The 25,017-nt window shown below is 68.2% G+C and carries 30 protein-coding genes; 19 read left to right on the top strand and 11 right to left on the bottom strand.

All coding sequences use genetic code 11. The features are described from left to right. Positions 1-135: 135 nt before the first annotated feature. The 7 genes from rpsF to MYL53_RS12450 all read left to right on the top strand — a co-directional run bounded on the left by rpsF (position 136) and on the right by MYL53_RS12450 (position 4,455). Positions 136-510 carry a 30S ribosomal protein S6 gene (gene rpsF / locus MYL53_RS12420; RefSeq protein WP_247854265.1) on the top strand — a complete coding sequence of 125 codons (375 nt, stop codon included), beginning with the start codon at positions 136-138 and terminating at the stop codon, positions 508-510. 31 nt (positions 511-541) lie between these two features. Beyond that, positions 542-769: a 30S ribosomal protein S18 gene (rpsR, locus tag MYL53_RS12425; protein WP_016853668.1), complete on the top strand. Its 228-nt coding sequence runs from the start codon at positions 542-544 to the stop codon at positions 767-769. 12 nt (positions 770-781) lie between these two features. Further along, entirely contained in the window at positions 782-1,633 is an 852-nt protein-coding gene (locus MYL53_RS12430; protein ID WP_247854266.1) for a YybS family protein, read from the top strand. A 15-nt stretch (positions 1,634-1,648) separates the two neighbouring features. Further along, a complete protein-coding gene (rplI, locus tag MYL53_RS12435; RefSeq protein ID WP_247854267.1) occupies positions 1,649-2,095 on the top strand; it encodes a 50S ribosomal protein L9 in 447 nt (148 codons plus the stop codon). A 143-nt stretch (positions 2,096-2,238) separates the two neighbouring features. Continuing rightward, the gene (gene dnaB / locus MYL53_RS12440; protein ID WP_247854268.1) at positions 2,239-3,627 is read left to right on the top strand and encodes a replicative DNA helicase; all 1,389 of its coding nucleotides are present in this window, start codon (positions 2,239-2,241) and stop codon (positions 3,625-3,627) included. A 70-nt stretch (positions 3,628-3,697) separates the two neighbouring features. Beyond that, positions 3,698-3,991: a hypothetical protein gene (locus MYL53_RS12445; RefSeq protein ID WP_026068270.1), complete on the top strand. Its 294-nt coding sequence runs from the start codon at positions 3,698-3,700 to the stop codon at positions 3,989-3,991. Positions 3,992-4,152: 161 nt separating this feature from the next. After that, entirely contained in the window at positions 4,153-4,455 is a 303-nt protein-coding gene (locus tag MYL53_RS12450; protein WP_247854269.1) for a DUF6482 family protein, read from the top strand. Positions 4,456-4,645: 190 nt separating this feature from the next. On the opposite strand, the gene MYL53_RS12455 is transcribed toward MYL53_RS12450, so the two are convergent. Both MYL53_RS12455 and MYL53_RS12460 read right to left on the bottom strand, forming a co-directional pair. Then, positions 4,646-5,068 carry a thiol-disulfide oxidoreductase DCC family protein gene (locus tag MYL53_RS12455; RefSeq protein ID WP_247854270.1) on the bottom strand — a complete coding sequence of 141 codons (423 nt, stop codon included), beginning with the start codon at positions 5,066-5,068 and terminating at the stop codon, positions 4,646-4,648. Continuing rightward, complete coding sequence (locus MYL53_RS12460) at positions 5,068-6,675, bottom strand: cryptochrome/photolyase family protein (protein WP_247854271.1); 1,608 nt, start codon at positions 6,673-6,675, stop codon at positions 5,068-5,070. Before MYL53_RS12460 ends, MYL53_RS12455 begins: the two co-directional genes overlap by 1 nt. Positions 6,676-6,794: 119 nt before the next feature. Here MYL53_RS12460 and hemH point away from each other — a divergent pair, with 119 nt between their 5' ends. Next, on the top strand, positions 6,795-7,880 hold the full coding sequence (gene hemH / locus MYL53_RS12465; RefSeq protein ID WP_247854272.1) for a ferrochelatase: 1,086 nt from the start codon (positions 6,795-6,797) through the stop codon (positions 7,878-7,880). An 88-nt stretch (positions 7,881-7,968) separates the two neighbouring features. On the opposite strand, the gene MYL53_RS12470 is transcribed toward hemH, so the two are convergent. Genes MYL53_RS12470 through MYL53_RS12495 form a run of 6 tightly spaced genes read right to left on the bottom strand, consistent with a single transcriptional unit; the run spans position 7,969 to position 13,847 of the window. Further along, on the bottom strand, positions 7,969-8,397 hold the full coding sequence (locus MYL53_RS12470; RefSeq protein WP_247854273.1) for a Na+/H+ antiporter subunit G: 429 nt from the start codon (positions 8,395-8,397) through the stop codon (positions 7,969-7,971). Between the two features lie 12 nt (positions 8,398-8,409). Then, positions 8,410-8,679: a K+/H+ antiporter subunit F gene (locus tag MYL53_RS12475; RefSeq protein WP_247854274.1), complete on the bottom strand. Its 270-nt coding sequence runs from the start codon at positions 8,677-8,679 to the stop codon at positions 8,410-8,412. After that, positions 8,673-9,170, bottom strand: coding sequence for a Na+/H+ antiporter subunit E (locus MYL53_RS12480; protein WP_247854275.1), 498 nt, complete (start codon positions 9,168-9,170; stop codon positions 8,673-8,675). Before MYL53_RS12480 ends, MYL53_RS12475 begins: the two co-directional genes overlap by 7 nt. Then, positions 9,167-10,678, bottom strand: a complete 1,512-nt coding sequence (locus tag MYL53_RS12485; protein ID WP_247854276.1) for a monovalent cation/H+ antiporter subunit D — start codon at positions 10,676-10,678, stop codon at positions 9,167-9,169. The genes MYL53_RS12480 and MYL53_RS12485 overlap by 4 nt, the downstream gene beginning before the upstream one ends. Next, on the bottom strand, positions 10,675-11,025 hold the full coding sequence (locus tag MYL53_RS12490; RefSeq protein WP_247854277.1) for a Na+/H+ antiporter subunit C: 351 nt from the start codon (positions 11,023-11,025) through the stop codon (positions 10,675-10,677). Before MYL53_RS12490 ends, MYL53_RS12485 begins: the two co-directional genes overlap by 4 nt. After that, the gene (locus MYL53_RS12495; protein WP_247854278.1) at positions 11,025-13,847 is read right to left on the bottom strand and encodes a monovalent cation/H+ antiporter subunit A; all 2,823 of its coding nucleotides are present in this window, start codon (positions 13,845-13,847) and stop codon (positions 11,025-11,027) included. Before MYL53_RS12495 ends, MYL53_RS12490 begins: the two co-directional genes overlap by 1 nt. A 264-nt stretch (positions 13,848-14,111) precedes the next feature. Here MYL53_RS12495 and MYL53_RS12500 point away from each other — a divergent pair, with 264 nt between their 5' ends. From MYL53_RS12500 to rloA3, 5 genes are read left to right on the top strand one after another with little or no spacing between them, the layout of a single operon-like run. Next, positions 14,112-14,276: a DUF2256 domain-containing protein gene (locus MYL53_RS12500; protein WP_247854279.1), complete on the top strand. Its 165-nt coding sequence runs from the start codon at positions 14,112-14,114 to the stop codon at positions 14,274-14,276. Continuing rightward, on the top strand, positions 14,273-15,625 hold the full coding sequence (locus MYL53_RS12505; protein WP_247854280.1) for a DASH family cryptochrome: 1,353 nt from the start codon (positions 14,273-14,275) through the stop codon (positions 15,623-15,625). Before MYL53_RS12500 ends, MYL53_RS12505 begins: the two co-directional genes overlap by 4 nt. After that, the gene (locus tag MYL53_RS12510; RefSeq protein WP_247854281.1) at positions 15,622-16,071 is read left to right on the top strand and encodes a DUF3429 domain-containing protein; all 450 of its coding nucleotides are present in this window, start codon (positions 15,622-15,624) and stop codon (positions 16,069-16,071) included. The genes MYL53_RS12505 and MYL53_RS12510 overlap by 4 nt, the downstream gene beginning before the upstream one ends. Before the next feature lie 52 nt (positions 16,072-16,123). Continuing rightward, positions 16,124-17,392 carry a lytic murein transglycosylase gene (locus MYL53_RS12515; protein ID WP_247854282.1) on the top strand — a complete coding sequence of 423 codons (1,269 nt, stop codon included), beginning with the start codon at positions 16,124-16,126 and terminating at the stop codon, positions 17,390-17,392. Beyond that, on the top strand, positions 17,389-17,997 hold the full coding sequence (gene rloA3, locus MYL53_RS12520) for a retropepsin-like aspartic peptidase RloA3 (RefSeq protein ID WP_247854283.1): 609 nt from the start codon (positions 17,389-17,391) through the stop codon (positions 17,995-17,997). Before MYL53_RS12515 ends, rloA3 begins: the two co-directional genes overlap by 4 nt. Here rloA3 and MYL53_RS12525 read toward each other — a convergent pair. Continuing rightward, a complete protein-coding gene (locus tag MYL53_RS12525) occupies positions 17,989-18,702 on the bottom strand; it encodes a 16S rRNA (uracil(1498)-N(3))-methyltransferase (protein ID WP_247854284.1) in 714 nt (237 codons plus the stop codon). The two genes, rloA3 and MYL53_RS12525, sit on opposite strands and share 9 nt — an antisense overlap. Before the next feature lie 101 nt (positions 18,703-18,803). Here MYL53_RS12525 and phaR point away from each other — a divergent pair, with 101 nt between their 5' ends. The 6 genes from phaR (at position 18,804) to coq7 (ending at position 23,435) form a co-directional block, all read left to right on the top strand. Further along, positions 18,804-19,253, top strand: coding sequence for a polyhydroxyalkanoate synthesis repressor PhaR (gene phaR / locus MYL53_RS12530; RefSeq protein WP_035596615.1), 450 nt, complete (start codon positions 18,804-18,806; stop codon positions 19,251-19,253). A 325-nt stretch (positions 19,254-19,578) separates the two neighbouring features. Continuing rightward, the gene (gene purD / locus MYL53_RS12535) at positions 19,579-20,874 is read left to right on the top strand and encodes a phosphoribosylamine--glycine ligase (protein WP_247854285.1); all 1,296 of its coding nucleotides are present in this window, start codon (positions 19,579-19,581) and stop codon (positions 20,872-20,874) included. 40 nt (positions 20,875-20,914) lie between these two features. Further along, the gene (locus MYL53_RS12540; RefSeq protein ID WP_247854286.1) at positions 20,915-21,349 is read left to right on the top strand and encodes an acyl-CoA thioesterase; all 435 of its coding nucleotides are present in this window, start codon (positions 20,915-20,917) and stop codon (positions 21,347-21,349) included. Then, complete coding sequence (locus MYL53_RS12545; RefSeq protein ID WP_247854287.1) at positions 21,349-22,221, top strand: phosphoribulokinase; 873 nt, start codon at positions 21,349-21,351, stop codon at positions 22,219-22,221. Before MYL53_RS12540 ends, MYL53_RS12545 begins: the two co-directional genes overlap by 1 nt. Positions 22,222-22,278: 57 nt before the next feature. Continuing rightward, positions 22,279-22,620, top strand: coding sequence for a histidine triad nucleotide-binding protein (locus MYL53_RS12550; RefSeq protein ID WP_247854288.1), 342 nt, complete (start codon positions 22,279-22,281; stop codon positions 22,618-22,620). A 170-nt stretch (positions 22,621-22,790) separates the two neighbouring features. After that, positions 22,791-23,435: a 2-polyprenyl-3-methyl-6-methoxy-1,4-benzoquinone monooxygenase gene (coq7, locus tag MYL53_RS12555; RefSeq protein ID WP_247854289.1), complete on the top strand. Its 645-nt coding sequence runs from the start codon at positions 22,791-22,793 to the stop codon at positions 23,433-23,435. Positions 23,436-23,559: 124 nt separating this feature from the next. Here coq7 and speD read toward each other — a convergent pair whose 3' ends face one another. Together speD and MYL53_RS12565 are read right to left on the bottom strand one after the other, a co-directional pair. Then, positions 23,560-24,354 carry an adenosylmethionine decarboxylase gene (gene speD, locus MYL53_RS12560; RefSeq protein ID WP_247854290.1) on the bottom strand — a complete coding sequence of 265 codons (795 nt, stop codon included), beginning with the start codon at positions 24,352-24,354 and terminating at the stop codon, positions 23,560-23,562. 170 nt (positions 24,355-24,524) lie between these two features. After that, positions 24,525-24,944: an OsmC family protein gene (locus MYL53_RS12565; protein WP_247854291.1), complete on the bottom strand. Its 420-nt coding sequence runs from the start codon at positions 24,942-24,944 to the stop codon at positions 24,525-24,527. Between the last annotated feature and the right edge of the window lie 73 nt (positions 24,945-25,017).

Genomic DNA, 25,017 nt, shown 5'->3' on the forward strand with positions numbered 1-25,017 from the left:
CACCTGGCGTTCACTCTTTAGAATACTGGCGCCCGTTCGTCCGACGAACGGGCGTCGTGTATTTCGATAATCACCTCCTTGCTTCCCCTGGGGCCTCGCGCCTCTCTGGAAGCTGTCAAACCGCAAGGAGAACCCATGCGTCATTACGAAGTCGTGTTCATGGTCCACCCGGACCAGAGCGAGCAGGTTCCGGCGATGGTCGAGCGCTACACCAGCATCGTCACCGAGAACGGCGGTACCGTGCATCGCCTCGAAGATTGGGGTCGCCGTCACATGGCCTACCCGATCAACAAGATCCACAAGGCTCACTACGTGCTGATGAACGTCGAGTGCCGCGGCGAGACTCTCGAGGAAATCGAGAACATCTTCCGCTTCAACGACGCCATCATCCGCAGCCTGGTCGTGCGCTGCAAGGAAGCCGTTACCGAGGCTTCCCCGATGATGAAGCCGGCGGAAGAGAAGCGCGCCCGTCGTGACGAGAAGCCGTCACGTCCCGCCCAGTCCGCCTAAGCCACACATCGCACGCTAAGGAGTCTTTCCCATGGCACGCTTTTTCCGTCGCCGCAAGTTCTGCCGTTTCACCGCTGAAGGCGTGAAGCAGATCGATTACAAGGATCTGGACACCCTCAAGGCCTACATCACCGAGACCGGCAAGATCGTTCCCAGCCGCATCACCGGGACCAAGGCCCGTTACCAGCGCCAGCTGTCCACCGCCATCAAGCGGGCTCGCTACCTGGCACTGCTGCCCTACACCGATAGCCACCAGTAAGACGCAAGCGTGATGCTGCCTGTCGCCCGCTGGATGATGCGCGGTACGCCCCAGGCCGTTGCCGGGGCGGCCGCGGCCACGCTGGTCCCCTGGCTGTTCTGGCTGGGCGCGGCCATCGCCGGACTGGTCACGCTGCGCCGCGGCCTGTCGCCGGCGCTGCCGGTGATCATCGCCGCCGCCGTCCCGGCCGGCTGGTGGTGGACCCAGGGCGACGTCATTCCGCTGGCCAGCGTGCTGCTGGTCACGTTGATGGCGGTTGTGCTGCGCTCGCGCATGCGCTGGAGCGAGACGCTGATCGTCGGCGCCCTCGTGGGGGCGGGGATGGTGCAGCTGGGGCTCTTCCTGCCGCCGGGCGGCGTGGGGCCGGTGCTGGACCAGCTCCGCCAGGCCTCGCCGGAGTTCGCCTCGATGCTGGATGAACTCGCCCGAGAGGGCATCGCGGCAGAGGATCTGGCCGCGATGACGTTCAGCGGCGTCACCGGGCTGCTGGTGCTGCTGGCCTCGGTGGCCGGTCTGGCCCTGGCCAGGAGCTGGCAGGCCGGGCTCTACAACCCCGGCGGCTTTCGCGAGGAGTTCCACGCCCTTCGCCTGACGCCCCGCGAGCTGCTGGTGATGGTGGTGATCGCCGTCGTCGGCATCCTGCTGGGGCTCCCCGGCCCGGGAGCGATGCTCTGGGTGCCGCTGCTGGTGGGCGGCATCGCGCTGGTGCATGGTGTTATCGGATTGAAGGGAATGAACGGGCTGTGGCTGGTCGCCTTCTATGTGCTGCTGATCACCACCTGGCCCATGATTCTCATCGTGCTGCTTGCGGCCTTGATCGACACGTTCGCCGACATTCGCGGACGCTTCGGCCGCAGCGACTGACAAGAGGTTTACGAGATGGAAGTCATTCTGCTCGACAAGATTGGCAAGCTGGGCGGTCTGGGTGACCAGGTCACCGTCAAGCCCGGTTATGGCCGCAACTACCTGGTGCCCTACGGTCTCGCCGTGCCGGCCACCAAGGACAACATCGAAGCCTTCAACGCCCAGCGCGCCGAGCTCGAAGCTCAGGCCGCCGAGCGCAAGGCCGAGGCCGAAGCGCGCGCCGAACAGCTCAACGACATCGAGCTGTCTCTGGTCGCCAAGGCCGGTGATGAAGGCAAGCTGTTCGGTTCCATCGGTCCGCGCGACCTGGCCGACGCCATCACTTCCGCCGGCTTCGAGGTAGAGAAGAGCGAAGTCCGCATGCCGGAAGGTCCGATCCGTCAGACCGGCGAATACGACATCGACCTGCACCTGCACGCCGAAGTCGACGCCACCGTGCGCGTGGTGGTCGTGGCCGAATAAGCCCGACTCCCCCGCGGACGCCAGGGGCGCGAGGAGAAATCCTCGCGCCCTTTTTTGCTTGCCTGAGGCGTCACGCCGACTGCTGCGTCAGGCGCTCATCGCGGTAGAATGTGTCGGCCCAAGACGTGGAGATGCCCGCCCCAATGAACGAATCCCTCGAGCTCGATCAGGAAACCGCGGCGCTGAAGGTGCCGCCCCACTCGCTGGAGGCCGAGCAGTCGGTGCTCGGCGGGCTGATGCTCGACAATCAGGCCTGGGACAGCGTGTCCGACCGGCTGGTGGCCAACGACTTCTATCGCTACGAGCACCGCCTGATCTTCAACGTCATGGCGACGCTGGCCGAGGAAGCACGGCCGCTGGACGTGGTGACCCTGTCCGAGGCGCTGGAGGGGCGCGACCAGCTCGAGACCGTGGGCGGCCTGGCCACGCTGGCGGAGCTGGCGCGCAACACGCCGTCGGCCAGCAACATCCGCGCCTACGCCGATATCGTTCGCGAGCGGGCCACCCTGCGCAAGCTGATCCACGCCGCCAACCAGGTCGCCGAGAGCGCCTTCGCGCCCCAGGGGCGGCCCGCCGACGAGCTGGTCAACGAGGCCGAGCGGCTGGTGTTCCAGATCAGCGAAGAGCGGCCGAAGGAAGGCGGCCCCGTCGGCATGAGCGACCTGCTGGCCAAGGCGGTGGATCGCATCGACGAGATGTTCAACATGCAGGGCGAGATGACCGGCCTGTCGACCGGCTTTCGCGACCTGGACGACATGACCTCCGGCCTGCAGCCCTCGGACCTGGTGATCGTCGCCGGGCGCCCCTCCATGGGCAAGACCACCTTCGCCATGAACCTGGTCGAACACGCGGTGATCTCCAGTGACAAGCCGGTGATGGTGTTCTCCATGGAGATGCCCGGCGAGTCGATCATGCTGCGCATGCTGTCGTCGCTGGGGCGCATCGACCAGACCCGGGTACGGACCGGCCAGCTCGAGGACGAGGACTGGCCGCGGCTGACCTCGGCGGTCAACCTGCTCAAGGACAAGCAGCTGTTCATCGACGACACCGCGGCGCTGTCGCCCAACGAGATGCGCTCGCGGATCCGCCGCGTGGTGCGCGAGCACGGCAACCTGGCGCTGATCATGATCGACTATCTTCAGCTGATGCAGGTGCCGGGGTTCTCCGAGAACCGCACCGGCGAGATCTCCGAGATCTCGCGCTCGCTCAAGGGCCTGGCCAAGGAGTTCGGCTGCCCGGTGGTGGCGCTGTCGCAGCTCAACCGCTCGCTGGAGCAGCGCCCCAACAAGCGCCCGGTGATGTCGGACCTGCGCGAGTCCGGCGCCATCGAGCAGGACGCCGACCTGATCGGCTTCGTCTACCGTGACGAGGTCTACAATCCGGACAACCCCGACAACCAGGGGCTGGCCGAATTCATCATCGGGAAGCAGCGTAACGGGCCGATCGGCACGGTGCACATGGCCTTCATCGGCAAGTACACCCGCTTCGAGGACCTGGCGCCCGACAGCTACGGCGACACCTTCGGCGAGTGACCCCTTGAGCGGGGCGGTCGGCGCCGTATAATCCCCACCCCTCGAACAGCAGACACACTGGAGAAGCACCATGGCAGGCGGATTTCAGCGCGGTAATCGGCGTCGCACCCCGAAACTCGAGGCGCGCGGCGAATTGCAGTCCGTGGAACGCGAAGGGCCGTTCAAGGAATGGCTGGGCATGCCGGACCTCTACCGCTATCAGCTGGTGGTGGACGGCGAGGACTACAGCTACCAGACCGAGGACTCGGAGCTGCCGGTGGCGGTCGGCGACCGGGTGGTGTTCCGCTACAAGGAGACCAAGGCCGGCAAGTGGGTCGACCGCAACTCCCTGGGCAAGGCGATCGATCCCTCCGACTACCAGTAACTTCGCCGGACGGCGGGTCGTTCCCGCCGGGCGTTCCCCGCCGGGCGGAACCCTCGGTGCCCTCCACCGGTCTCAGGGCGATACGACAACGTCATCATCATGTCATCTGACCGCATGAGACTGTGTCAGCATTCATCCTGAACGATCCCGATGGAGGGACCATGGACTTCAACGACCTCAAGGCCTTCGTGGCCCATCATGACAACTTCGAGATCCGCGTGATCAGCCACGCCGGCAGCCGCGTCTACCAGGTCGAGCTGGAAGACATCGAGGGCCAGCGTTATCTGCTGACCCGGCGCGGCAAGCCGATGTTGTTCCGCGCCCTCGACGACGTCTACCTCGAGCTCAAGCGCGCCGGCATCCATCGCGCCTACCTGGTGCAGTACGTGGCGCACGACGAGATGATCGGCCGCGACGCGCACTACCACGACGCGCTCAGCTCGCGCATGCCGCTGGTGTTCTAACCAGCGCGCGGCACCTTTTCCCGACCTTCCATTCACCGCCCCGTTTCCGGCCTCCCGCCGCCCCACCGACCTGCCACCGCGCGCCCTGACGCGAACACACGATCCTTCTGGTGGCATGTTCTCTCCGCATGTTCCTCGCTTCGCTCCCGGCGTCGTTTCGCTGGATTTCCCGGCCTGTTTTCTGAATCGGCTAGCGTCTGCTGGCACGCGAGCGTCTCCGCCAGGCCTGCCATCGCTCGCCCAGCCCGACCCGATAGCGGGCGAAGAGCGCGTAGCCGCGATCGACGCCCCAGGCGAGCCCCGGCAGCATCGAGATCGCCACCAGGCGTCGATGGCCCAGCACCGCGTAGAGCGCACGGCTGGCGTCCATGCCCACGAACCAGCGGCCCTCGGCGTCGCGCAGATGCAGGCGCCCCATCATGCTGTCGAACGAGCGGCCCCAGTCGGCGGCGACGTCGGTCGTCTGAATGTCGACCAGCCGAATCCGATCGCGGTGTGGATGCCGCTCGAGCCAGGCGATCTCGCGCTGGCAGAAGGGGCAGTGGCCGTCGTGGAAGAGCGTCACCGGCGCGGTGGCATGACGGGGCGAGATGGGCTGCGGTGCGTGGGCCATCAGCAGGGCTCCCGATCGTTTAGGGATTTGGTGTCGGCCGCGTCGCGATAGCCGGCCAGGTGCTCTCCCTGGCCATAGGCCGGCTCGGTCTCGAGCCCGGCGAGGAAGGCCTCGGCCTGGTCGCGCATCGCCGCACGCCTGTCGTCGGACATGCGATCCAGCGAGCCGTAGATCAGCTTCATGCGGTGATTGCCCGACAGCGCCTCGCGGTGGGTCTCGAGGAAGCGCCAGTAGAGGCTGTTGAGCGGGCAGGCGTTCTCGCCGACGACCCGCCTGGGGTCGAAGCGGCAGTGCCGACAATGGTCCGACATGCGATCGATGTACTTGCCCGAGGCGCAGTAAGGCTTGGAGCCCATCAGGCCGCCGTCGCCGTGCAGCACCATGCCCAGGGTATTGGGCAGCTCGACCCACTCGCAGGCGTCGGCGTAGACCGCCAGATACCAGTCGCACAGCGCCGACGGCGCCACGTCGCACAGCAGCGCGAAGTTGCCGGTGACCATCAGCCGCTGGATGTGATGGGCGTAGGCGTTGTCGCGGGTCATCTCGATGGCGCGCTTGAGGCAGCGCAGCTCGGTGTCGCCGCTCCAGTAGAAGGCCGGCAGGCCGCGATTCGCGGCCAGGGCATTGGCACGCTTGTAGTCGGGCATGCGCGTCCAGTAGAGGCCGCGCACGTATTCGCGCCAGCCCAGTATCTGGCGAATGAAGCCCTCCGCCGAGTTGAGCGGCGCGCGTCCCTCGCGAAACTCACGCTCGGCGCCCTCGCACACCTCCCGGGGCGAGAGCAGGCCGAGGTTCAGCGCCGCCGACAGCCGCGAGTGGAACAGGAAGGGGGCGTCGTCGCTGATGGCGTCCTGCCAGCGGCCGAAGTCGGGCAGCAGTTCGGCGAGGAAGTGGCGCAGATCGGCCAGCGCCTGGCGCCTCGTCACCGGCCAGTGGAAGCCCGCGAGGTCGCCGAAGTGATCGCCGAAGTGCTCCTCCACCAGCGCCATGACCTCGCGGGTGACGTCACTTCGGCGATGGCGAGGCGGGACAGGCACCTCGAGGCGTTCGGGCAGCGGCTCGCGGTTGTCGTGATCGTAGTTCCAGCGCCCGCCGGCGGGCTGGTCGCCGTCCATCAGCAGGCCGGTGCGCCGGCGCATCTCGCGGTAGAAGTATTCCAGGCGCGGCGACTTGCGTCCCTGCTCCCAGGCGGCGAAGTCGTCCGGCGTGGCGTAGAAGCGATCGTCCTCCATCAGGCGCCAGGGCAGGGCGGCGTCCTCGCGTTCGCGCATGGCCTGCCACAGTCGCCACTCGCCGGGGCGCACGACGTGGATCGCGTCACAGCCGTACAGCCGCGCCAGGCGCTCGGCCTCGTCGAGCAGCGTATGGGCGTTGTCCGGGGCGTCCAGGGCGCTGTAGTGCACGTCATGGCCGCGGTCGCGCAGCTCGGCCGCGAAGTGGCGCATGGCGGACAGCACCAGCGCGATCTTCTGCGGATGATGGGGCACGTAACGGCCTTCCTCGGCGACCTCGCACATGGCGACGATGGCCCCCGGCGGCGTCTCGCGCAGGCTCGGCAGGTCGTGGCTGAGCTGATCGCCGAGCACCAGGATCAGAGGACGAGGCATAGTTCACCATAAGTTATACAAATGTCGTTGATAGTATAACGACATTTCGCCCGATCGCCCGCGGTGGTAGGCTAGGTCCCATCAGTTTCGTCTCATGTCGATCACGGGGAACGCGCGCCATGGCAGCCTTCGAGCACTCATCCGATGCCGAGCAGGACTCACCGGGAGAAGGGCGGCTGCGGCACGCGCCCGCCGACCATCCCTCGCTGCCTCGCGCCAAGGTCGGGGTGGTGCTGGTCAACCTCGGCACGCCGGATGCCACCGACTACCGGTCGATGCGTCGCTACCTCAGCGAGTTCCTGTCCGACCGCCGGGTCGTCGATCATCCGCGCTGGCTGTGGCAGCCGCTGCTGCAGCTGGTGATCCTGGCCCGGCGGCCGTTCGTCTCCGGCGAGGCCTATCGCAGCATCTGGAACGAGGAGCTGGACGAGAGCCCGCTGCTGACCATCACCCGGCAGCAGACCGCCCGGCTGGCCGAGCGCCTCGAGGCGGCCTACGGCGACCGGGTCGAGGTGGATTTCTGCATGCGCTATGGCAACCCCTCCACCGACAGCGTGCTGCGCCGGCTGCAGGCCCGCGGCTGCGAGCGCATCCTGTTCTTCCCGCTCTACCCGCAGTACGGCTCGCCGACCACCGCCACCGCCAACGACCAGGCCTTCCGCACGCTGATGCGCCTCAAATGGCAGCCGGCGATCCGCACCGTGCCCGCCTATTACCGGCACCCGTCCTATCTCGAGGCGCTGTCCGCCTCGGTGCGCGAGGCCTATGACGCCGCCGAGACGGCCCCGGAGGTGCTGGTGGCCTCCTACCACGGCGTGCCCAAGCGCTATCTCGACCAAGGCGATCCCTACTACTGTCACTGTCGCCAGACCACTCGGCTGCTCCAGGAACGGTTGGAGATGCCGGATGAGGCGATCGAGACCACCTTTCAGTCCAAGTTCGGGCCCGAGGAGTGGGTCGGGCCGGCCACCGTCGAGCGGGTCGCCGAGCTGGCTCGCGAGGGGCGCAGGCACATCGCGGTAATCTCGCCGGCCTTCTCCGCCGACTGCGTGGAGACTCTGGAGGAGATCCAGCAGGAGATCCGCGACGCCTTCCTCGAGGCCGGTGGCGAGACCTTTACCTACGTGCCCTGCCTGAACGACCGCGAGGATCACGTCACCGCGCTGGAGGCGATCGCCCTCCAGGAGCTCTCGGGCTGGCTCTAGCCTCGTGCCGGCAGAATAGGATGAGCAAAAGAACAGGCGGCCCCAGGAGGGGCCGCCTGCTGCGTTTTGCCGCGAGGCACGTCGGCCGTCAGCGGTCGCTCGGGCGCTTGTCGAGGGTGACGGGGTCGCGGTCGGCGGGCCCGCCCGGGGACATCGGGGTCTGGCCGACCTCCTCGTCCTGCAGTTCCACCGGGTGTCCGCGGGTCTTGTCGACGTAGCGCAGCTGCAGGTGCAGGCCGGTCTTGGCCAGCAGGTGAGCGCTCACCGGGGCGGTAATGAACAGGAACAGGGTGATCAGCATGTCCTGCACCACCGGCTGACCGTTGAGGATGCCGAAATAGCCCATCGAGGCGATCAGGATGCAGCCGATGCCCAGGGTGGTGGCCTTGGTCGGCCCGTGCAGGCGCATGTAGAAGTCGCGCAGGTGCGCCATGCCCAGCGAGCCGATGAAGGCAAAGGTCCCGCCGGCGATCAGCAGCAGCGAGATGATCGCCTCGAGAATCACGTATAGCGTCATGCCGGTCGCCTCCTATTCGATGATGTCGCCGCGCAGCAGATACTTGCAGACCGCCACGGTGCCGATGAAACCGAGCATGGCGATCAGCACCGCCGCCTCGAAGTAGGTCTTGGTGCCGAGCCACAGGCCGAGCAGCACGATCAGGGCGATGGAGTTCACGTACATGGTGTCCAGCGCCAGGATACGGTCGGGCAGGCTGGGGCCTACCGTCAGGCGAAAGGCGTTGAGCAGCAGGGCCAGCATCACCAGCGTCAGGCTGATCTTCAGCGCGATGTCTAGCATTCGTAGATCTCCTTGAGCGGGCGCTCGTAGCGTTCGCGGATCTGTTCGATCAGCGCCTCGTCGTCTTCGGCATCCAGGGCGTGGATCAGCAGCGTCTTGCCGTCCATGCGCACGTTGGCCGATACCGTGCCCGGGGTCAGGCTGATGGTGCTGGCCAGCAGGGTGATGGTGAAGCGCTCCTCCAGCATCAGCGGGTATTCCACGAAGTGGGGCCGCGACCGCCGCCAGGGATTGAGGATCAGCCAGGCGACCTGGAAGTTGGCGACCACGATGTCACCCAGCACGCGCAGGATGTAGCGCAGCAGCAGGCCGGGGCGCTTGACCCGCGGCTGGACGTCCCAGAAGCGATGGGTCAGCAGCGGGATGGCGATGGCCAGGGCGCCGCCCAGCAGGATCTGGCCGAAGGCCAGGCTGCGTACCAGCAGCAACCACACCACCAGCAGCAGCAGCGACAGCATCGGGATCGGCAGCCAGGAACGAGGACGGATCATGAGGCGTCTCCAGCGTCGGACAGCAGGGTGCGAACCATGGCATCGGGGTTGGCCAGCTGCTCGGCGGCGGCACGGGTGTAGTCGCTGACCGGGCCGGCCAGTGCCACCAGCAGCGGCGAGGTGGCCAGCAGCAGGGTCACGCCGACCCACTGCTGACGGGGCAGCGGCTCGCCGTCACTCTCGCCCTTCTGGCTGCGCCAGAACAGCGTCGAGCCGGCCCGTGACAGGGCGATGATGGCGCCCAGGCCGCTCGCCAGCAGCAGCGGCCACAGCCACGGCTGCTGCTCGGCGCTGGCGGCGTCGAGCAGCAGTGCCTTGCCGATGGCGCCGGACAGCGGCGGCAGGCCGGCCACGGCCACGGCGCCGGCCATGAACAGCATCGACAGGGCCCCGCCCTGGGTCAGCGGCCGGCCGCGGACGATGCGGGTGCCGGCCTTGCCGCGCTGTAGGCCGATCATCTCGGCGAGCAGGAACAGCCCGCCGGTGACCAGGGTGCTGTGCACCAGGTAGTAGAGCAGCGAGCCGGTGGCCTCGACCGATCCCATGCCGAGGCCGGCCAGCAGTGTGCCCACCGAGACCAGCACCAGGTAGGCCACCAGCAGGCGCAGGTCGCGGGCGGCCAGCACGCCGAGGGTGGCCACGGCCAGGGTCGCCAGCGACAGCCACCACACCCAGGGCTGCTGCAGGGCGGCCAGGCTGCCGGCCTGTTCGCCGAACACCAGCGAATAGACCCTCAGGATGGCGTAGATGCCGACCTTGGTCATGATGGCGAACAGCGCCGCCACCGGGGCCGGAGCCGCCGCATAGGCCCGCGGCAGCCAGAAGTACAGCGGCAGGATGGCGGCCTTGAGCCCGAACACCACCAGCAGCAGCAGGGCGCCGGCGGTCACCAGGCCCGAGCGTTCGGCGGGCAGTTCGGCGATGCGCGCCGCCATGTCGGCCATGTTCAGGGTGCCGGTGGCGCCGTAGAGGGTGCCCACGGCGATCAGGAACAGCGACGAGCCGGCCAGGTTGAGCACCACGTAGTGCACCGCCGCCTGGGTGCGCGACTTGCCGCCGCCGTGAAGCAGCAGCGCGTAGGAGGCCAGCAGCAGCACCTCGAAGAACACGAACAGGTTGAACAGGTCGCCGGTCAGGAAGGCGCCGTTGATCCCCATCAGCTGCAGCTGGAAGAGGCCGTGGAAGTTGCTGCCCTGCTCGTCGTCGCCGCCGCAGGCGAAGATCACGCAGCCCAGCGCCAGCACCGAGGTCAGCAGCACCATCAGCGCCGAGAGGCGGTCGAGCACCAGCACGATGCCGAATGGCGGCTGCCAGTCGCCCAGGGCGTAATAGGCGATCTCGCCGCTCGAGGCGCGATCGACCAGCAGCGCGGACACGACCACCAGCGCCAGGGTGGCGCCGACGCCGAGCCAGCGCTTGGTACGCGGGCTGCCGTGGCGCGTGCGCAGCAGCAGCACGCCGGCGATCAGCGGCAGGACGACGGGCAGCACGATCAGGTGAGGGCTCATCGACGGTTCTCCTCTCGCTCGTCGCGACCGCGGCCGCCGTCGACGTGGTCGTTGCCCATGTCGCCCCGGGCGCGCATCGCCAGGATCACCGCGAAGGCGGTCATGGCGAAGCCGATGACGATGGCGGTCAGCACCAGCGCCTGGGGCAGCGGATCGGCGTAGGTCGTCTTGCCGTCGATGATCGTGGCGCCGTCGGTGGTCAGCCCGCCCATCGAGAACAGGAACAGGTTGACCGCATAGGACAGCAGGGTCAGTCCCACCACCACGGGGAAGGTCCGTCCCCGCAGGATCAGATAGAGGCCACAGGCGCTGAGCACGCCGGTGGTGATGGCGTAGAGGCTTTCCATCAGCGTTTCTCCTTGCCGCTGGAGGTGGTGGAGGGCGCATCGTCCTTCACCGGGCGATGCGGTGTGGTGACCTTGCCGAGGTTGGCCAGGATCATCAGCGTCGCGCCGACCACGGCCAGGTAGACGCCGAGGTCGAAGATCATCGCCGTGGCCAGCTCGAAGTCGCCGATCAGCGGCAGATGGAAGTGGCCGAAGGACGAGGTCAGGAAGGGATGGCCGAACAGCCAGCTGCCGAGACCGGTCAGGGTCGCCAGCCCCACCCCGGTGATGGCCACCGGCTGGTAGGGGAAATCGAGGCGCGCCTGGGCCCACTCCACGCCGCGGGCGATCAGCAGCAGGATCAGCGCCACGGCGGTGATCAGCCCGGCGATGAAGCCGCCGCCCGGCAGGTTGTGGCCGCGCAGGAAGATGAAGGCGGACACCAGCAGCGCCAGCGGCAGCAGCGCCTGGGAGATGGTGGTCAGGATCATCGGATAGCGATCTGGGCACCACAGCCGGCCCTCGGTGTCGCTGTGCGGCATGAACAGGCGCAGGCGGTTGAGCAGCTTGAAGATCGCCAGGCCGGCGATGGCCAGCACGGTGATCTCGCCCAGGGTATCGAAGCCGCGGAAGTCGACCAGGATGACGTTGACCACGTTGTGGCCGCCGCCGCCGGAGACGCTGTTGTCGAGGAAGAAGTCCGAGATGCTGGCGTTGTCGCGGGTCAGCACCGCGTAGTTGAGGCTGGCGATGGCCATGCCCAGGGCGCCGGCCAGGGCCGCGTCGCGCAGGCTGCGCGGCAGCGAGGATTCCCGCGGCGTCTTCTGGGGCAGGAAGAACAGTGCCAGCATCAGCAGGATGATGGTCACCACCTCCACCGAGAGCTGGGTCAGGGCCAGGTCGGGAGCGGAGAAGCGGGCGAAGGTCAGCGACACCAGCAGGCCCACCATCGACAGCATCAGCAGCGAGATCAGGCGATAGCGGTGGGTGACCACGGTGGCCAGGCCGCTGAAGATCAGCAGCGCCGCGCCGGTCAGCAGCACGCCGTCCACCGGCTGCTGGGGCACATCGCCGGCCAGGCTCGGCATCCGCCCGAGACCGAGGGCGACGAACGCCAGCGAGGCCAGCAGCAGCAGCCCCACATAGCGCTGCAGCGAGGCGTTGTCGAGGCGCCCGAGCAGGCGCTCGGCGCGCAGCGCCAGGCGCTGCATGCTGGCCTCGAAGATCAGGCGTGCATCTACCGGTTTGAAGCCGCGCAGGAAGCGGCGCAGGTGGGCGTGCAGCGCGTATAGCGTTACCCCGGCGACCAGCGCCACGGCGCTCATCGCCAGCGGCAGGTTGACGCCGTGCCAGATCGCCAGATGGAACTCCAGCGGGGCGAGCAGCACCGCGCGAGTGGCCAGATCGAGCAGGCCGCCGGCCAGGGCCGAGGGGAACAGGCCGACCAGCACGCACAGCGCCGCCAGCAGCGCCATCGGCGCGCTCATCAGCCGCGGCGGCTCATGGGGCGTCTTGGGCGGCGCCTGCTTCGGCGCCTTGAAGAACACCGCATGCACCAGGCGCAGCGAATAGGCCACCGAGAGCACGCCACCGGCGGTCGCCAGCACCGGCATCAGCCAGCTCAGGCCGCCGAGGATCGGCGTGTGCAGGGTCTCGGCGAACAGCATTTCCTTGGACAGGAAGCCGTTGAACAGCGGCACCCCGGCCATGGCCGCCCCGGCGATGGTGGTCAGCACGGCGGTCAACGGCATGGCGCGGCGCAGCCCGCCGAGGCGCGACAGCTCGCGGGTGCCGGCTTCGTGGTCGATGATGCCCGAGCCCATGAACAGCGCCGCCTTGAAGGTGGCGTGGTTGATGATGTGGAACAGCGCCGCCAGCACTGCCATCGGGCTGCCGATGCCCAGCAGCACCGTGATCAGACCCAGGTGGCTGACCGTGGAGAACGCCAGGATGCCCTTGAGGTCGGTCTTCATCAGCGCGAACCAGGCGCCGTAGACCATGGTGGTCATGCCGATCAGCGAGACCGTCAGGGTCCACAGCTCGCTGCCGGCCAGCGCCGGGTGCAGGCGCGCCATCAGGAAGATGCCGGCCTTGACCATGGTTGCCGAGTGCAGATAGGCCGAGACCGGCGTCGGCGCAGCCATGGCGTGGGGCAGCCAGAACTGGAACGGAAACTGGGCCGATTTGGCGAAGGCACCGAGCAGTACCAGGGCCAGGGTCAGCGGATAGCGCGGGTCGGCGAGGATGGTCTCGCCGCTGGCCAGCACGGTGTCCATGTCGTAGCTGCCGACGATGTCGCCGATCAGCAGGAAGCCGGCCAGCAGCGCCAGGCCGCCGGCGCCGGTCACCGCCAGCGCCATGCGCGCGCCCTTGCGGGCATCGCTGCGGTGTGACCAGAAGCCGATCAGCAGAAAGGACGAGAGACTGGTGAGCTCCCAGAACAGCCACAGCAGCAGCAGGTTGTCGGCCATCACGATGCCGACCATGGAAGCCATGAACAGGATCAGGTAGGCGTAGAAGCGACCGTAGGGTTCTTCCGGCGCCAGATAATAGTGGGCGTAGAGCACGATCAGCAGGCCGATGCCCAGGATCAGCAGGTTGAACAGCACCGAGAGGCCATCCAGCCGGAAGGCCAGCTCCAGGCCCAGGCTCGGTATCCAGTCGACGGCGAAGCGCAGCGTCTCGCCATCGAGCAGGGCGGGGATTTCCGCCAGCATCAGCAGTAGCGCCAGGGCGGGCAGGGCGGCGGTGGCCAGGGAGCATTCGCGGCGCCTCAGCCCGGCGCCGAACGCCGGCACCAGCACGCCGAGAAGGGGTAGCAGTGCTATCCACAGCAAGGTCATCGATCGGTCATCCTGCACGGTTGCATTGAGTCGGGGGCGTCATCATGCCGAGGGCGCGGCCGCACGCAAGAGGCAGGGCGTCGCATCCGTCCCTGGGCGAGTCGGGCCCGATGTCGTCAGTCCTGACCCTACTCTACCGTAATGGACGCTGGCCTGCGTCCTCCTGCCGGCGCATCGAGAGTCTTCTTGCGTCTCGGGCAGAACGTCATATCATGTACACAAGTTGTACCATTTATTTTGTATGTCCATGTTCATGGGTCCGCCATGCGTCGCAAGACCGATCTGCCCACCAGGATATGCCAGCGCTGCGAGCGTCCATTTCGCTGGCGCCGCAAGTGGGCGCGCTGCTGGGAAGAGGTTCGTTACTGCAGCGAACGCTGCCGACGCGAGGCGCGGCGTCTGACACGGGGCACGAGGAGGGCGCCATGACTACCGATCTCGTCTGGCTGCGCCAGGACCTGCGGCTGGCCGACAATCCGCTGTTCGCAGGGCCCCTTGGCGAACAGTTGGCCTGCGTCTACGTGCTGGATGAACGCTGGATGAAGGCGCGGCGCATCGGCTCGGCCCGCCTCGGCTTCCTGTGGCAGAGCCTGATCGAGCTGCGTGGACGCCTGCTGGCCCGGGGCAGCGATCTGCTGGTGCGCCTCGGCGACCCGGTCGACGAGGTGGCCGAGCTGGCCGCCGAGCTCGACGTTCGGCGGGTGCGGGTGCGGCGCGATCCCGGCTGGGAAGAGACCCGCGCCGTCGAGAGGCTTGCGCCGTGCCTCGCCGAGGGATGTGAGCTCGACTGCCTCGAGGGCGGGATGCTGTTCACCGAAGCGAGCCTGCCGCTGGCCGTCGAATCGCTGCCGCCCGGTTTCTCGGGCTTCCGGCGCCGGGTCGAGCAGGCGGCTTGCCGGCGGGCCGCCGCGACGCCGGTGACGCTGCCGCCCTGGCCACGCGGTGCCTCGCGCGGCTTGCCGCCGCTGAGTCGCGTCGACCCGCGGGCGGCGAGGTGGCAGACCTCGTCGCTCGGTGGCTTTCGCTTCGCCGGCGGCGAGAGTGCCGGCCTCGCCCGGCTGGACGATTACCTGTGGGGCAGCGGCGCGGTAGCGGACTACGCCGAGACCCGCAACGGGCTGATCGGCGCCGATTTCTCCAGCCGGCTGTCGCCCTGGCTGGCGCTGGGCTGCCTGTCGGCCGCCCAGGTCAACGACGCCCTGGACGCCTGGGAGGCGGAGCGCGGCGCCAATGCCTCGAGCCGCTGGCTGCGCTTCGAGCTGCTGTGGCGGGAGTACTTCCACTGGGCGGCCCGCCAGGACGGCCGACGGCTCTATGGTGGCGCCATGGCGCCCGACGGGGGAGAGGACTTCGCCGCCTGGTGTCGCGGTGAGACCGGACTGCCGTTCGTCGACGCCGGGATGCGCGAGCTTGCCGAGACCGGCTGGCTGTCCAACCGTGCCCGCCAGAACGTGGCCAGCTATCTCGTTCACGAGCTGGGCGTCGACTGGCGCCTGGGAGCGGCCTGGTTCGAGCGCTGCCTGATCGATCATGATGTTGCCAGCAATTGGGGTAACTGGGGCTACATCGCCGGTCGCGGTCGCCATGCCAGGGCGCATCGCTTCGACGTGCTGGATCAGGCCGAGCGCTACGACCCCGAAGGCGACTACGTGGCCCGCTGGTGCCCCGAGATCGGTGAGCTGCCGGGCGGGGGGCCGAGGCATCGCCCCTGGCGACATGACCCCGACGCCTTCGCGGTGCCGCTCTGCATGACGGAATCGGAGGGTGATGCCCCATGACGCCGTACGCCCTTGACCTCGACCGCCATGCCCATCGGCTGGGATTGGCCGGCCTGCTGCCGTTCCTTCTCGCCCTGACCGCGGCCTGGCTGGCGCCGTCGGCCTGGCGGTTCGTCGCCATCTACGCCTTTCTCGGCTACGGCGCAGTGATCCTGTCCTTTCTCGGCGGGGTGCACTGGGGGCTGGCGCTGGCCGGCGCCGATCCCGGGGGGCGCCGGCTGATCGTGGGCGTGCTGCCGAGCCTGGTCGCCTGGCCGGCACTGCTGCTCGGACCGGCGGCGGGAGCCGCGACGCTGCTGGCTGGCTTCGTCGCCCTGCGCCTCTACGAGGCCGGGCCCGGCGCCGAGGGGCTTCCCGCGAGCTACCAGCGCCTGCGCACCCGACTGACGCTGGCGGTGGCGGTCTGCCATGTGGGGCTGATCGCTCGCCTGCTGACACTGGCCTGAGCGGACGTTCTGCGCGATCATCGGGGGCCGTTTTCGCCAAGGAACGTCGTCGATGCTGCCTCCGTTACTGCTCCTCGTGCTGCTGTGCGCCGGCCTGGCCGGCTGTCAGGGCCTCGCCACGCCGCGCGCCGAGGCTGCGCCTTCCTCATCGGCCCCGGCGGCGACCGACGTCGCGGCGGATCGCGACCCCGCCGCCGAGCAGGATTTCGCCGGCTGGCGGCGAGACTTCAAGCGTATGGCCCGCGACGAGGGGCTGAGCGAATCCGCCCTGACGCGCATCGATGCGCTGCGCTACCTGCCGCGGGTCATCGAGCTGGATCGGCGCCAGCCGGAATTCGTGCGCCCGATCTGGGAATATCTCGACGCCGCCGTCTCGCCGACTCGGGTGAGCACCGGCCGCGACCGGCTCGACGCCCATCGCCAGGCGGCGCGTCTCGCCGAGGCGCGCTTCGGGGTGCCGGCCGAGGTGCTGATGGCAATCTGGGGCGTCGAGAGCAGCTACGGCGGCTACCAGGGCGAGGTCTCGACCCTCGATGCCCTGGCGACCCTGGCCTATGACGGTCGCCGCCGTGACTTCGCCCGCGGCGAGCTGCTGGCGGCGTTGCACATCCTCGAGGCCGGTGACGTGCCCGCCGAGCGCATGGTCGGCTCCTGGGCCGGTGCCATGGGCCATCCGCAGTTCCTGCCGTCGAGCTATCTGGCCCACGCGGTGGACGGCGACGGCAACGGCCGCCGCGATATCTGGGGCAGCGTGCCCGATGCCCTGAGCTCGATCGCCGCCTACCTCGCCGAGGCCGGCTGGCGGGCCGACGAGCCCTGGGGCACCGAGGTGCTGCTGCCGGCCGGCTTCGACTACTCGCTGACGGGCGATACCACGCGTCGCAGCGCCGACGACTGGGCCGTAGCGGGCGTGCGGCCGCGCGTCGGCGAGTCGCTGCCGGCACTGGGCGAGGCCGCGCTGATCGCCCCGGCCGGGGCGCGCGGGCCGGCCTTCCTGGTCGGCCACAATTTCCGCGTTATTCGCCGCTACAACAACGCCACCAGCTATGCGCTGGCGGTGGCCACGCTGGGCGATGCCATCGCCGGGCGCCCAGGGATCCAGGGCGACTGGCCCCGCGATGAACCGGCGCTCAAGCGCACCCAGGTGCTGGAACTGCAGCGCCGGCTCAATGCCCGCGGCCATGAAGTCGGCGAGGCCGACGGCATCCTCGGGCCTAACACCCGGCGCGGCCTGCGGGCCTTCCAGCGCGAGATCGGGGTGACGCCGGATGGCTTCGCCACCCTGGGGCTGCTGGAACGGCTGCGGGAGATGGGCTCATGAGGCGCACGGCGTGGTGTCTGGCGGCGGCGCTGTGGTCGGCACTGGCCCTGGCCGAGGCGCCGGACCGCACCGTGGGCTGGATCGAGTCGGTGACCCTGATGCCCTGGAACCTGCCCTTCGAGGCCAAGCTGGACAGCGGGGCGCTGACCTCGTCGCTGGACGCGCGGGACATCGAAACCTTCGACCGCGACGGCGAGTCCTGGGTGCGCTTCCGCGTGCAGCTCGACGACGGCAACAAGGGCGAGACCTTCGCCATGACCCTCGAGCGCCCCCGGGTTCGCGAGATGACGGTACGCGGTGCTGGCGGCACCGACGAGCGGCCGGTGGTGATGCTGAACGTCTGCGTCGACGGCGTGCGCTATGAGGAGGAGTTCAGCCTGCGCGACCGCTCGGAGATGGATTACCCGATGCTGCTGGGGCGCAGCACCATCGGCCACCTGGGGCGCCTTGACGTGGCCAGCACCCATCTGACCGAGCCCGGCTGCGGTGGCGATGCGCCTCTGGTGCCCCATCGGCCGGAGGAGGAGGCCTCCGGCGATGACGACGGCGGCGAGGCATTGCCGCAGGCGGATGTCGAGTCGAAGGACGACGCGGCGTCAGAATAGCCGCGCCAGCAGGGCGGTGACCGCGGTCTCCACGCGCAGGATGCGCGGGCCCATGTGGATGCCGTGGCAGCCGGCTTCAACGAGCTTCTCCACCTCCCAGGGAATGAAGCCGCCCTCGGGGCCCACGATCAGCAGCGTGTCCTCGTCGACGCCGCGGGGGCAGGCGTCCGCCATGCCGGGATGGGCCAGCAGCCCGCGACGCCCGGCCAGCAGCCCCGGCAGCTCGTCCTCGACGAAGGGGCGGAAGCCCTTGGCCAGGGTCACCCTCGGCAGGCGGGTATCGCGGGCCTGCTCCAGGCCCAGCTCCAGGTGGCGGCGGATCTTGTCCTCGGACAGCTCCGGGGACTGCCAGTAGCTCTTCTCCACCCGCCTGGTGTTCAGCAGCGTCAGCGTCTTCACGCCCAGCGCGGTGACGTGCTCCAGGGTGCGCGCCAGCATTCGCGGCCGCGGCAGGGCCAGCACCAGATGCACCGGCAGCGGCGCCGGTGGGGCCTGGTCGAGGCCGGAGACGTCGAACACCGCCTCCGCGTCACTCAGGGTCAAGAGCTCGCCGCGCCCCAGGGCGCCGCCCTCGATGCCCAGCGTCATGGCGTCGCCTTCGCGGGCCCGGTGGACCTCGCGCAGATGGGCGAGCCGACGCGGGTCGCGCACCCGGGCCAGGCGGTCGTTCTCGATGTCGTCGGGCGAGAGCAGGATCAGGTTCATGGGGCCTCGTGGTGCCGGTATGCCTTGCATGAAGGGGTGGGCGGTGCACAATACCTGCATAAGGAGGCATTCGCCCACCCGATTCGAACAAGGAGAGCGCCGTGCGCGTGATTCGCAAGTATGCCAACCGCCGGCTCTATGATACCGAACAGAGCCGCTACGTGACCCTCGAGGACCTGCGCAAGCTGATCCTCGACGAGGTTCCCTTTCGGGTCGAGGATGCCAAGAGCGGTGAGGACCTGACCCGCACCATCCTGCTGACCATCATCATCGAGCAGGAGCAGGCCGATGGCGACGCCCAGGTGTTCTCCAACGACCTGCTGGCCCAGTTCATCCGCGTCTACAACATGGCCCAGCCGCTGCCGCTGGCGCGCTACCTGGAGCAGGGCACGCAGCTGATGATGGAGCAGCAGAAGCACCTGCAGGACCAGTGGCAGCAGGCCATGCGCCACACGCCGATGGAGCTGATGCGGGAGCTGGCCGAGGAGAACATGCGCTTCTGGCAGCAGAATCTCGGCGGCAAGGGCCGCAAGGACGACGACGAATCCTGATGGCGTACCGATGCTCTCGGGGCTGATCCGGCGACAGGTCGCCGAGGGGCGCTGTGCCCCCTTCCCTGGGTGTACTTTTGCCCTGCGGCGCTCTCGCATCCTGCTTCGCTTGCAGGACCGGTGCTGGCCATCCATGGCCAGCCCGTTCGGCGAGACTCGCCCCACCCATGGCAAAAACCCCCTCTCTGACCTGTCCCCGGCGCCCCGCGTGGAGTTTCGATAGGCCGGCCTATCGAAGCTGAAGGCGGCGTCGGCGCCCGCTTTCTGACATAATGCGGCGACGTTTTTCCCGTGTTATCCCCCTGTAAGTGAGGTAGAGCAGCGGATGAAGGTTCTGATCATCGGCGGCGGTGGCCGCGAACATGCCCTGGCCTGGAAGGTCGCTCAGTCGCCCGAGGTCGAGACCGTCTACGTGGCGCCGGGCAACGCCGGTACCGCCCGTGAGCCGGGGCTCGAGAACGTGGCGATCGGCGCCGAGGACCTGGACGGGCTGGTCGCCTTCGCCCGCGAGCAGGCCATCGACCTGGCCATCGTCGGCCCCGAGGCGCCGCTGGTGGCCGGCGTGGTCGACCGCTTCCGCGAGGCCGGCCTGGCGATCTTCGGCCCGACCGCCGGTGCCGCCCAGCTCGAGGGCTCCAAGGCCTTCACCAAGGACTTCCTGGCCCGCCACGCCATTCCGTCCGCCGAGTACCGCACCTTCGTGGCGGTGGAGCCGGCGCTCGAGTACCTCGCCGAGAAGGGCGCGCCGATCGTGATCAAGGCCGACGGCCTGGCCGCCGGCAAGGGCGTGATCGTGGCCATGACCCGGGAAGAGGCCGAGGCCGCGGTCCACGACATGCTCGAGGACAACGCCTTCGGCGACGCCGGCGCCCGGGTGGTGATCGAGGACTTCCTGCAGGGCGAGGAGGCCAGCTTCATCGTCATGGTCGACGGCGAGACGGTGCTGCCGATGGCCACCAGCCAGGACCACAAGCGCGCCTACGACGACGACCAGGGCCCCAACACCGGCGGCATGGGCGCCTACTCGCCGGCGCCGGTGGTCACCGACGAGATCCATGAGCGCGTGATGGAGCGCGTGGTTCGCCCCACGGTGCGCGGCATGGCCGAGGAAGGCCATCCCTACACCGGCTTCCTGTACGCCGGGCTGATGATCGATCCCGAGGGCAACCCGCGGGTGATCGAGTACAACTGCCGCTTCGGCGACCCCGAGACCCAGCCGATCATGATGCGCCTGCAGTCCGACCTGGCCGAGCTGTGCCTGGCCGGCGCCCGGGGCGAGCTCGCCGGCCACGCCTGCGAGTGGGATTCCCGCGCCGCGGTCGGCGTGGTGATGGCCGCCGGCGGCTATCCCGGCAGCTATCGCAAGGGCGACGCCATCGAGGGGCTCGATGCCGCCGAGGCCACCGGCAGCAAGGTCTTCCACGCCGGCACCGCCCAGGGCGACGGCGACGAGGTGCTGACGTCCGGCGGCCGCGTGCTGTGCGTCACCGCGCTGGGCGAGGGCGTTTCCGCGGCCCGCGACCTGGCCTATCGAGGCGTGGCCGAGGTGCGCTGGGCGGATGCCTTCTATCGCCACGATATCGCCCATCGCGCCATCGCCCGCGAGGGCAGCGAGGGCTAACCAGGCGCACGGCGATTCATCTTCACCACCAGGAGGCGGCATGGAACGCGTGAAACTGGAGTTCCCCGAAGCGGACATCCTGCACCGGCACCCGCTGTCGGTGCGCATCACCGACATGAACTACGGTCGGCACCTCGGTCATGACGCCGTGGTGTCGCTGATGCATGAAGCCCGCGTTCATGCCCTGGCGTCGGTGTCGCTCGCCGAGGGCGACATGGGCGGCTATCCGTGCGTGGCGGCCGACCTCGCCGTGCAGTATCAGGCCGAGTCGCGCTGGCCAGAGGCGCTGATGGTCGACGTGGCCATCCCGGCGCCGGGGCGCCGCGCGATCGCCGTCTATCATCGTCTCCGCCGCGTCGCGGACGACCGGCCCGTGGCTACGGGCCGGGTCAACCTGATGCTGGTGGACCCGGCCAGCGGCCGGCCGGTGGCGGTGCCCGATCTCGTGCGCGAGCGCCTGGCGGGGGCGAGCTGATGTCGCGCGAGTATCCGATCATTGCCGTGACCGGCTCCTCCGGGGCCGGCACCACCACGGTCAAGCGCACCTTCGAGCGCATGTTCGCCCGCGAGGACGTGCATGCCGCCTTCGTCGACGGCGACGCCTTCCATCGCTACACCCGCCAGGAGCTGGCGCGGATCTTCCGCGAGGAGCCCGAGCGCAAGGACGAGCTGTCGCACTTCGCGGTGGAGGCCAACCTGCTGGAGGAGCTCGAGGGGCTGTTCCAGGAGTACGGCGAGCACGGCACCGGCACCTATCGCCACTATATCCACGCCGAGGACAAGTCGATGATCGAGGCCGGCTACCAGGTCGGCACCTTCACCGAATGGCAGCCGCTGTCTTCGGGCACCGACCTGCTGTTCTACGAGGGGTTGCACGGCGGCCTGGTCACGCCCGAGCTCGATATCGCCCGCCACGTCGACCTGCTGGTCGGCGTGGCGCCGACCATGAACCTGGAGTGGATCCAGAAGATCGACCGCGACATGCGCTATCGCGGCTACTCCCAGGAGGCGGTGATCGACACCATCCTGGGGCGCATGGACGACTACGTGCGCTACATCCAGCCGCAGTTCTCGCGCACCCATATCAACTTCCAGCGGGTGCCGACGGTGGATACCTCGAACCCCTTCGAGGTGCAGGACATCCCCGCCGACGCCGAGTCCTTCGTGGTGATCCGCTTCCGCGATCCGGCCACGGTGGACTTTCCCTATCTGCTGGCGATGATCCAGGATGCCTTCATGAGCCGCCCGCACACCCTGGTGGTGCCGGGCTCGCGCATGCCGCTGGCCATGGAGCTGATCCTGGGACCGCTGGTGCGCCACCTGCTGGCCCAGCGCCGCTTCCGCTGATTCGCTTCGTTTCCCTCATGCGGCATTCGCCGTTCGTCATCCGCCGAGGAGCCCGCCATGGACTGCCTGTTCTGCAAGATCATCAACCGTGAGATTCCGGCCGACATCGTCTATGAAGACGACCAGATGCTGGCCTTCAACGACATCGATCCCAAGGCGCCGACGCACCAGCTGATCGTGCCCAAACGCCATATCGCGACCCTGAACGACATCGAGGAGGACGATCTGGCGCTGATCGGGCGGCTGCAGTTCACCGCCGCCAAGCTGGCTCGCGAGGCCGGCTTCGCCGAGGACGGCTATCGGGTGGTGATGAACTGCAATGAACAGGGCGGCCAGACCGTCTATCATATTCATATGCACCTGATGGGCGGTCGACGCTTTACTTGGCCGGCTGGGTAGTCGGCGCGCGGCATCCGCCGCGGCTTGCGGTGTTCGACGCATCAGGTGCAGCTTCGCCGCTCGACACGGTTCCTCACGACGCCGCCCGCGGGCGGCGTCGTCGCGTCCCGGGAACTGCCGGCCCCGGGGCGACTCGGTTACAATGGGCCATCATCGATTCAGGGGGTGTCATGAACCGTCAGTATTCCCGTGCCGATCAGCTGGTGCGCCAGGGCGATGCCGTGCTGCGCACCCTGCTGCCGGGCGCCGCCCAGCCCTCGCGCCCGTCACCGGCGACCCCGGAGGTGCGCGACGACGCCATGGACGAGGCAGAACGCCGCCACGCCGAGGGCCTGATGCGCATCAACCATACCGGCGAGGTGTGCGCCCAGGCGCTCTACCAGGGCCAGGGCCTGACCGCCAAGCTGCCCGAGATCCGTGAGCAGATGGAGCAGGCCGCCCAGGAGGAGATCGATCATCTGGCCTGGTGCCAGTCGCGCCTCGACGAGCTCGACGGCCATACCAGTCGCCTCAACCCGCTGTTCTATGCCGCCTCGTTCGGCATGGGCGCGCTGGCCGGGGCGATCGGCGATCGCATCAGCCTCGGTTTCGTGGCGGCCACCGAGGAACAGGTGGGCCGCCATCTCGACGCCCACATGGACGAGCTGCCGGCCGGCGATCATCGCTCCCGGGCGGTGCTGCGCCAGATGGCCATCGATGAGGCCCACCACGCCGAGCAGGCGCTTGACGCCGGCGGCGCCCGCTTTCCGGGCCCGGTCAAGGCCGGCATGACGCTGATGTCCAAGGTGATGACCAGGTCGGTCTACAGGCTCTAAGCCGGAAGCTTGAAGCCGTAAGCTGGAAGAAACCCCAAAAAGCGAACCCCACCCGGTCTCGCCAGGGTGGGGTTCGCGTTTTCTTCCGGCTTCAAGCTTACCGCTTAAGGCTCCGCCGCGCGGGCTAGTCCATGTTGCGCGAGTAGAAGATCTCCAGCATCTCCTTGCGCAGCCGGCTCTCGGTGTCGCGGGCTTCCTCGAAGCTGATGTCGCGCCGTGAGGTGCCGAACAGGTAGTTGTCCAGCTCGAAGTCCTTGAGCAGCATCTTGGTGTGGAACATGTTCTCCTGATACACGTTCACGTCCACCATCTGGTAGGCCCGCTTGGTGTCCTCGGCCAGGTAGTCCTGGATCGAGGTGATGTCGTGGTCGATGAACAGCTTCTTGCCGTCCACGTCGCGGGTGAAGCCGCGGACTCGGTAGTCCATGGTCACGATGTCGGAATCGAAGCTGTGGATCAGGTAGTTGAGCGCCTTCAGCGGGCTGATCTGGCCGCAGGTGGAGACATCGATGTCCAGGCGGAAGGTGCTGATGCCGTTGTCCGGATGCGACTCGGGGTAGCTGTGCACCGTGACATGGCTCTTGTCGAGGTGCGCCACCACGGTCTCCGGCAGCGGCCCCGGGCCGGGCTCCATCTGTTCGGGTGCGGCGTCCTCCAGCTCGTGCTCGGCGATCAGGATGGTCACGCTGGCGCCGTGGGGCTCATAGTCCTGGCGGGAGATATTGAGCACGTGGGCGCCGATGATATTGGTCACATCCTTGAGGATCTGCGTCAGGCGCTCGGCGTTGTAGAGCTCATCGATGTAGTCGATGTAGGCCCGGCGCTGCTCCTCGGTCTTCGCGTAGCAGATGTCGTAGATGTTGAAGCTCAGGGAGCTGGTCAGGTTGTTGAACCCGTGGAGTCGGAGATTGTCGGTCACGTCCGAGCCTCCCAAAGTGGCAGATGTTGTCATCCCGACGGGTGGCGCCGGAACCCCTGGCGATCGAAAGGCGCGTATTATGCACATCCCACCGTGACGGCGCACCCGCCGCCACGGTTTTTTTCGCGGTCTCCGGCAGTCGGGTGCGTGGGCCGCCCGCGGGAGGAGGGTTACTCCTCGACGATGGTGAAGGAGTGGGTGACCTCCACGCCGCCCTTGGCCAGCATGATCGAGGCGCTGCAGTATTTGTCGGCGGAGAGCTCGACGGCACGCTTGACCTGCTTCTCCTTGAGCCCCTGGCCGCTCACGGTGAAGTGGATATGGATCTTGGTGAAGACGCTGGGCACCTCGTCGGCGCGCTCGGCCTCGATGCTGGCCACGCAATCGGTGACCGGGGCGCGGGACTTCTCGAGAATCTCCAGCACGTCGAAGGAGGTGCAGGCGCCCATGCCCATCAGCAGCATTTCCATCGGGCGCGGGCCGGTGTTGCGGCCGCCGTGGTCGGGCGGGCCGTCGATGACCACGCTGTGGCCGCTGCCGGCCTCGGCGACGAACTGGCGACCGTCGGTCCATTTGACGCTGGCTTTCATGTGCGGTGTTCCTTGATGGAGTGAGAGAGTGGAGCAGCGAGAGAGTGGAGTGGCGCCAGCTTAGCAGCTGACG

This window comes from Halomonas getboli (assembly GCF_023094245.1).
Classification (GTDB): Bacteria; Pseudomonadota; Gammaproteobacteria; order Pseudomonadales; family Halomonadaceae; genus Halomonas; species Halomonas getboli.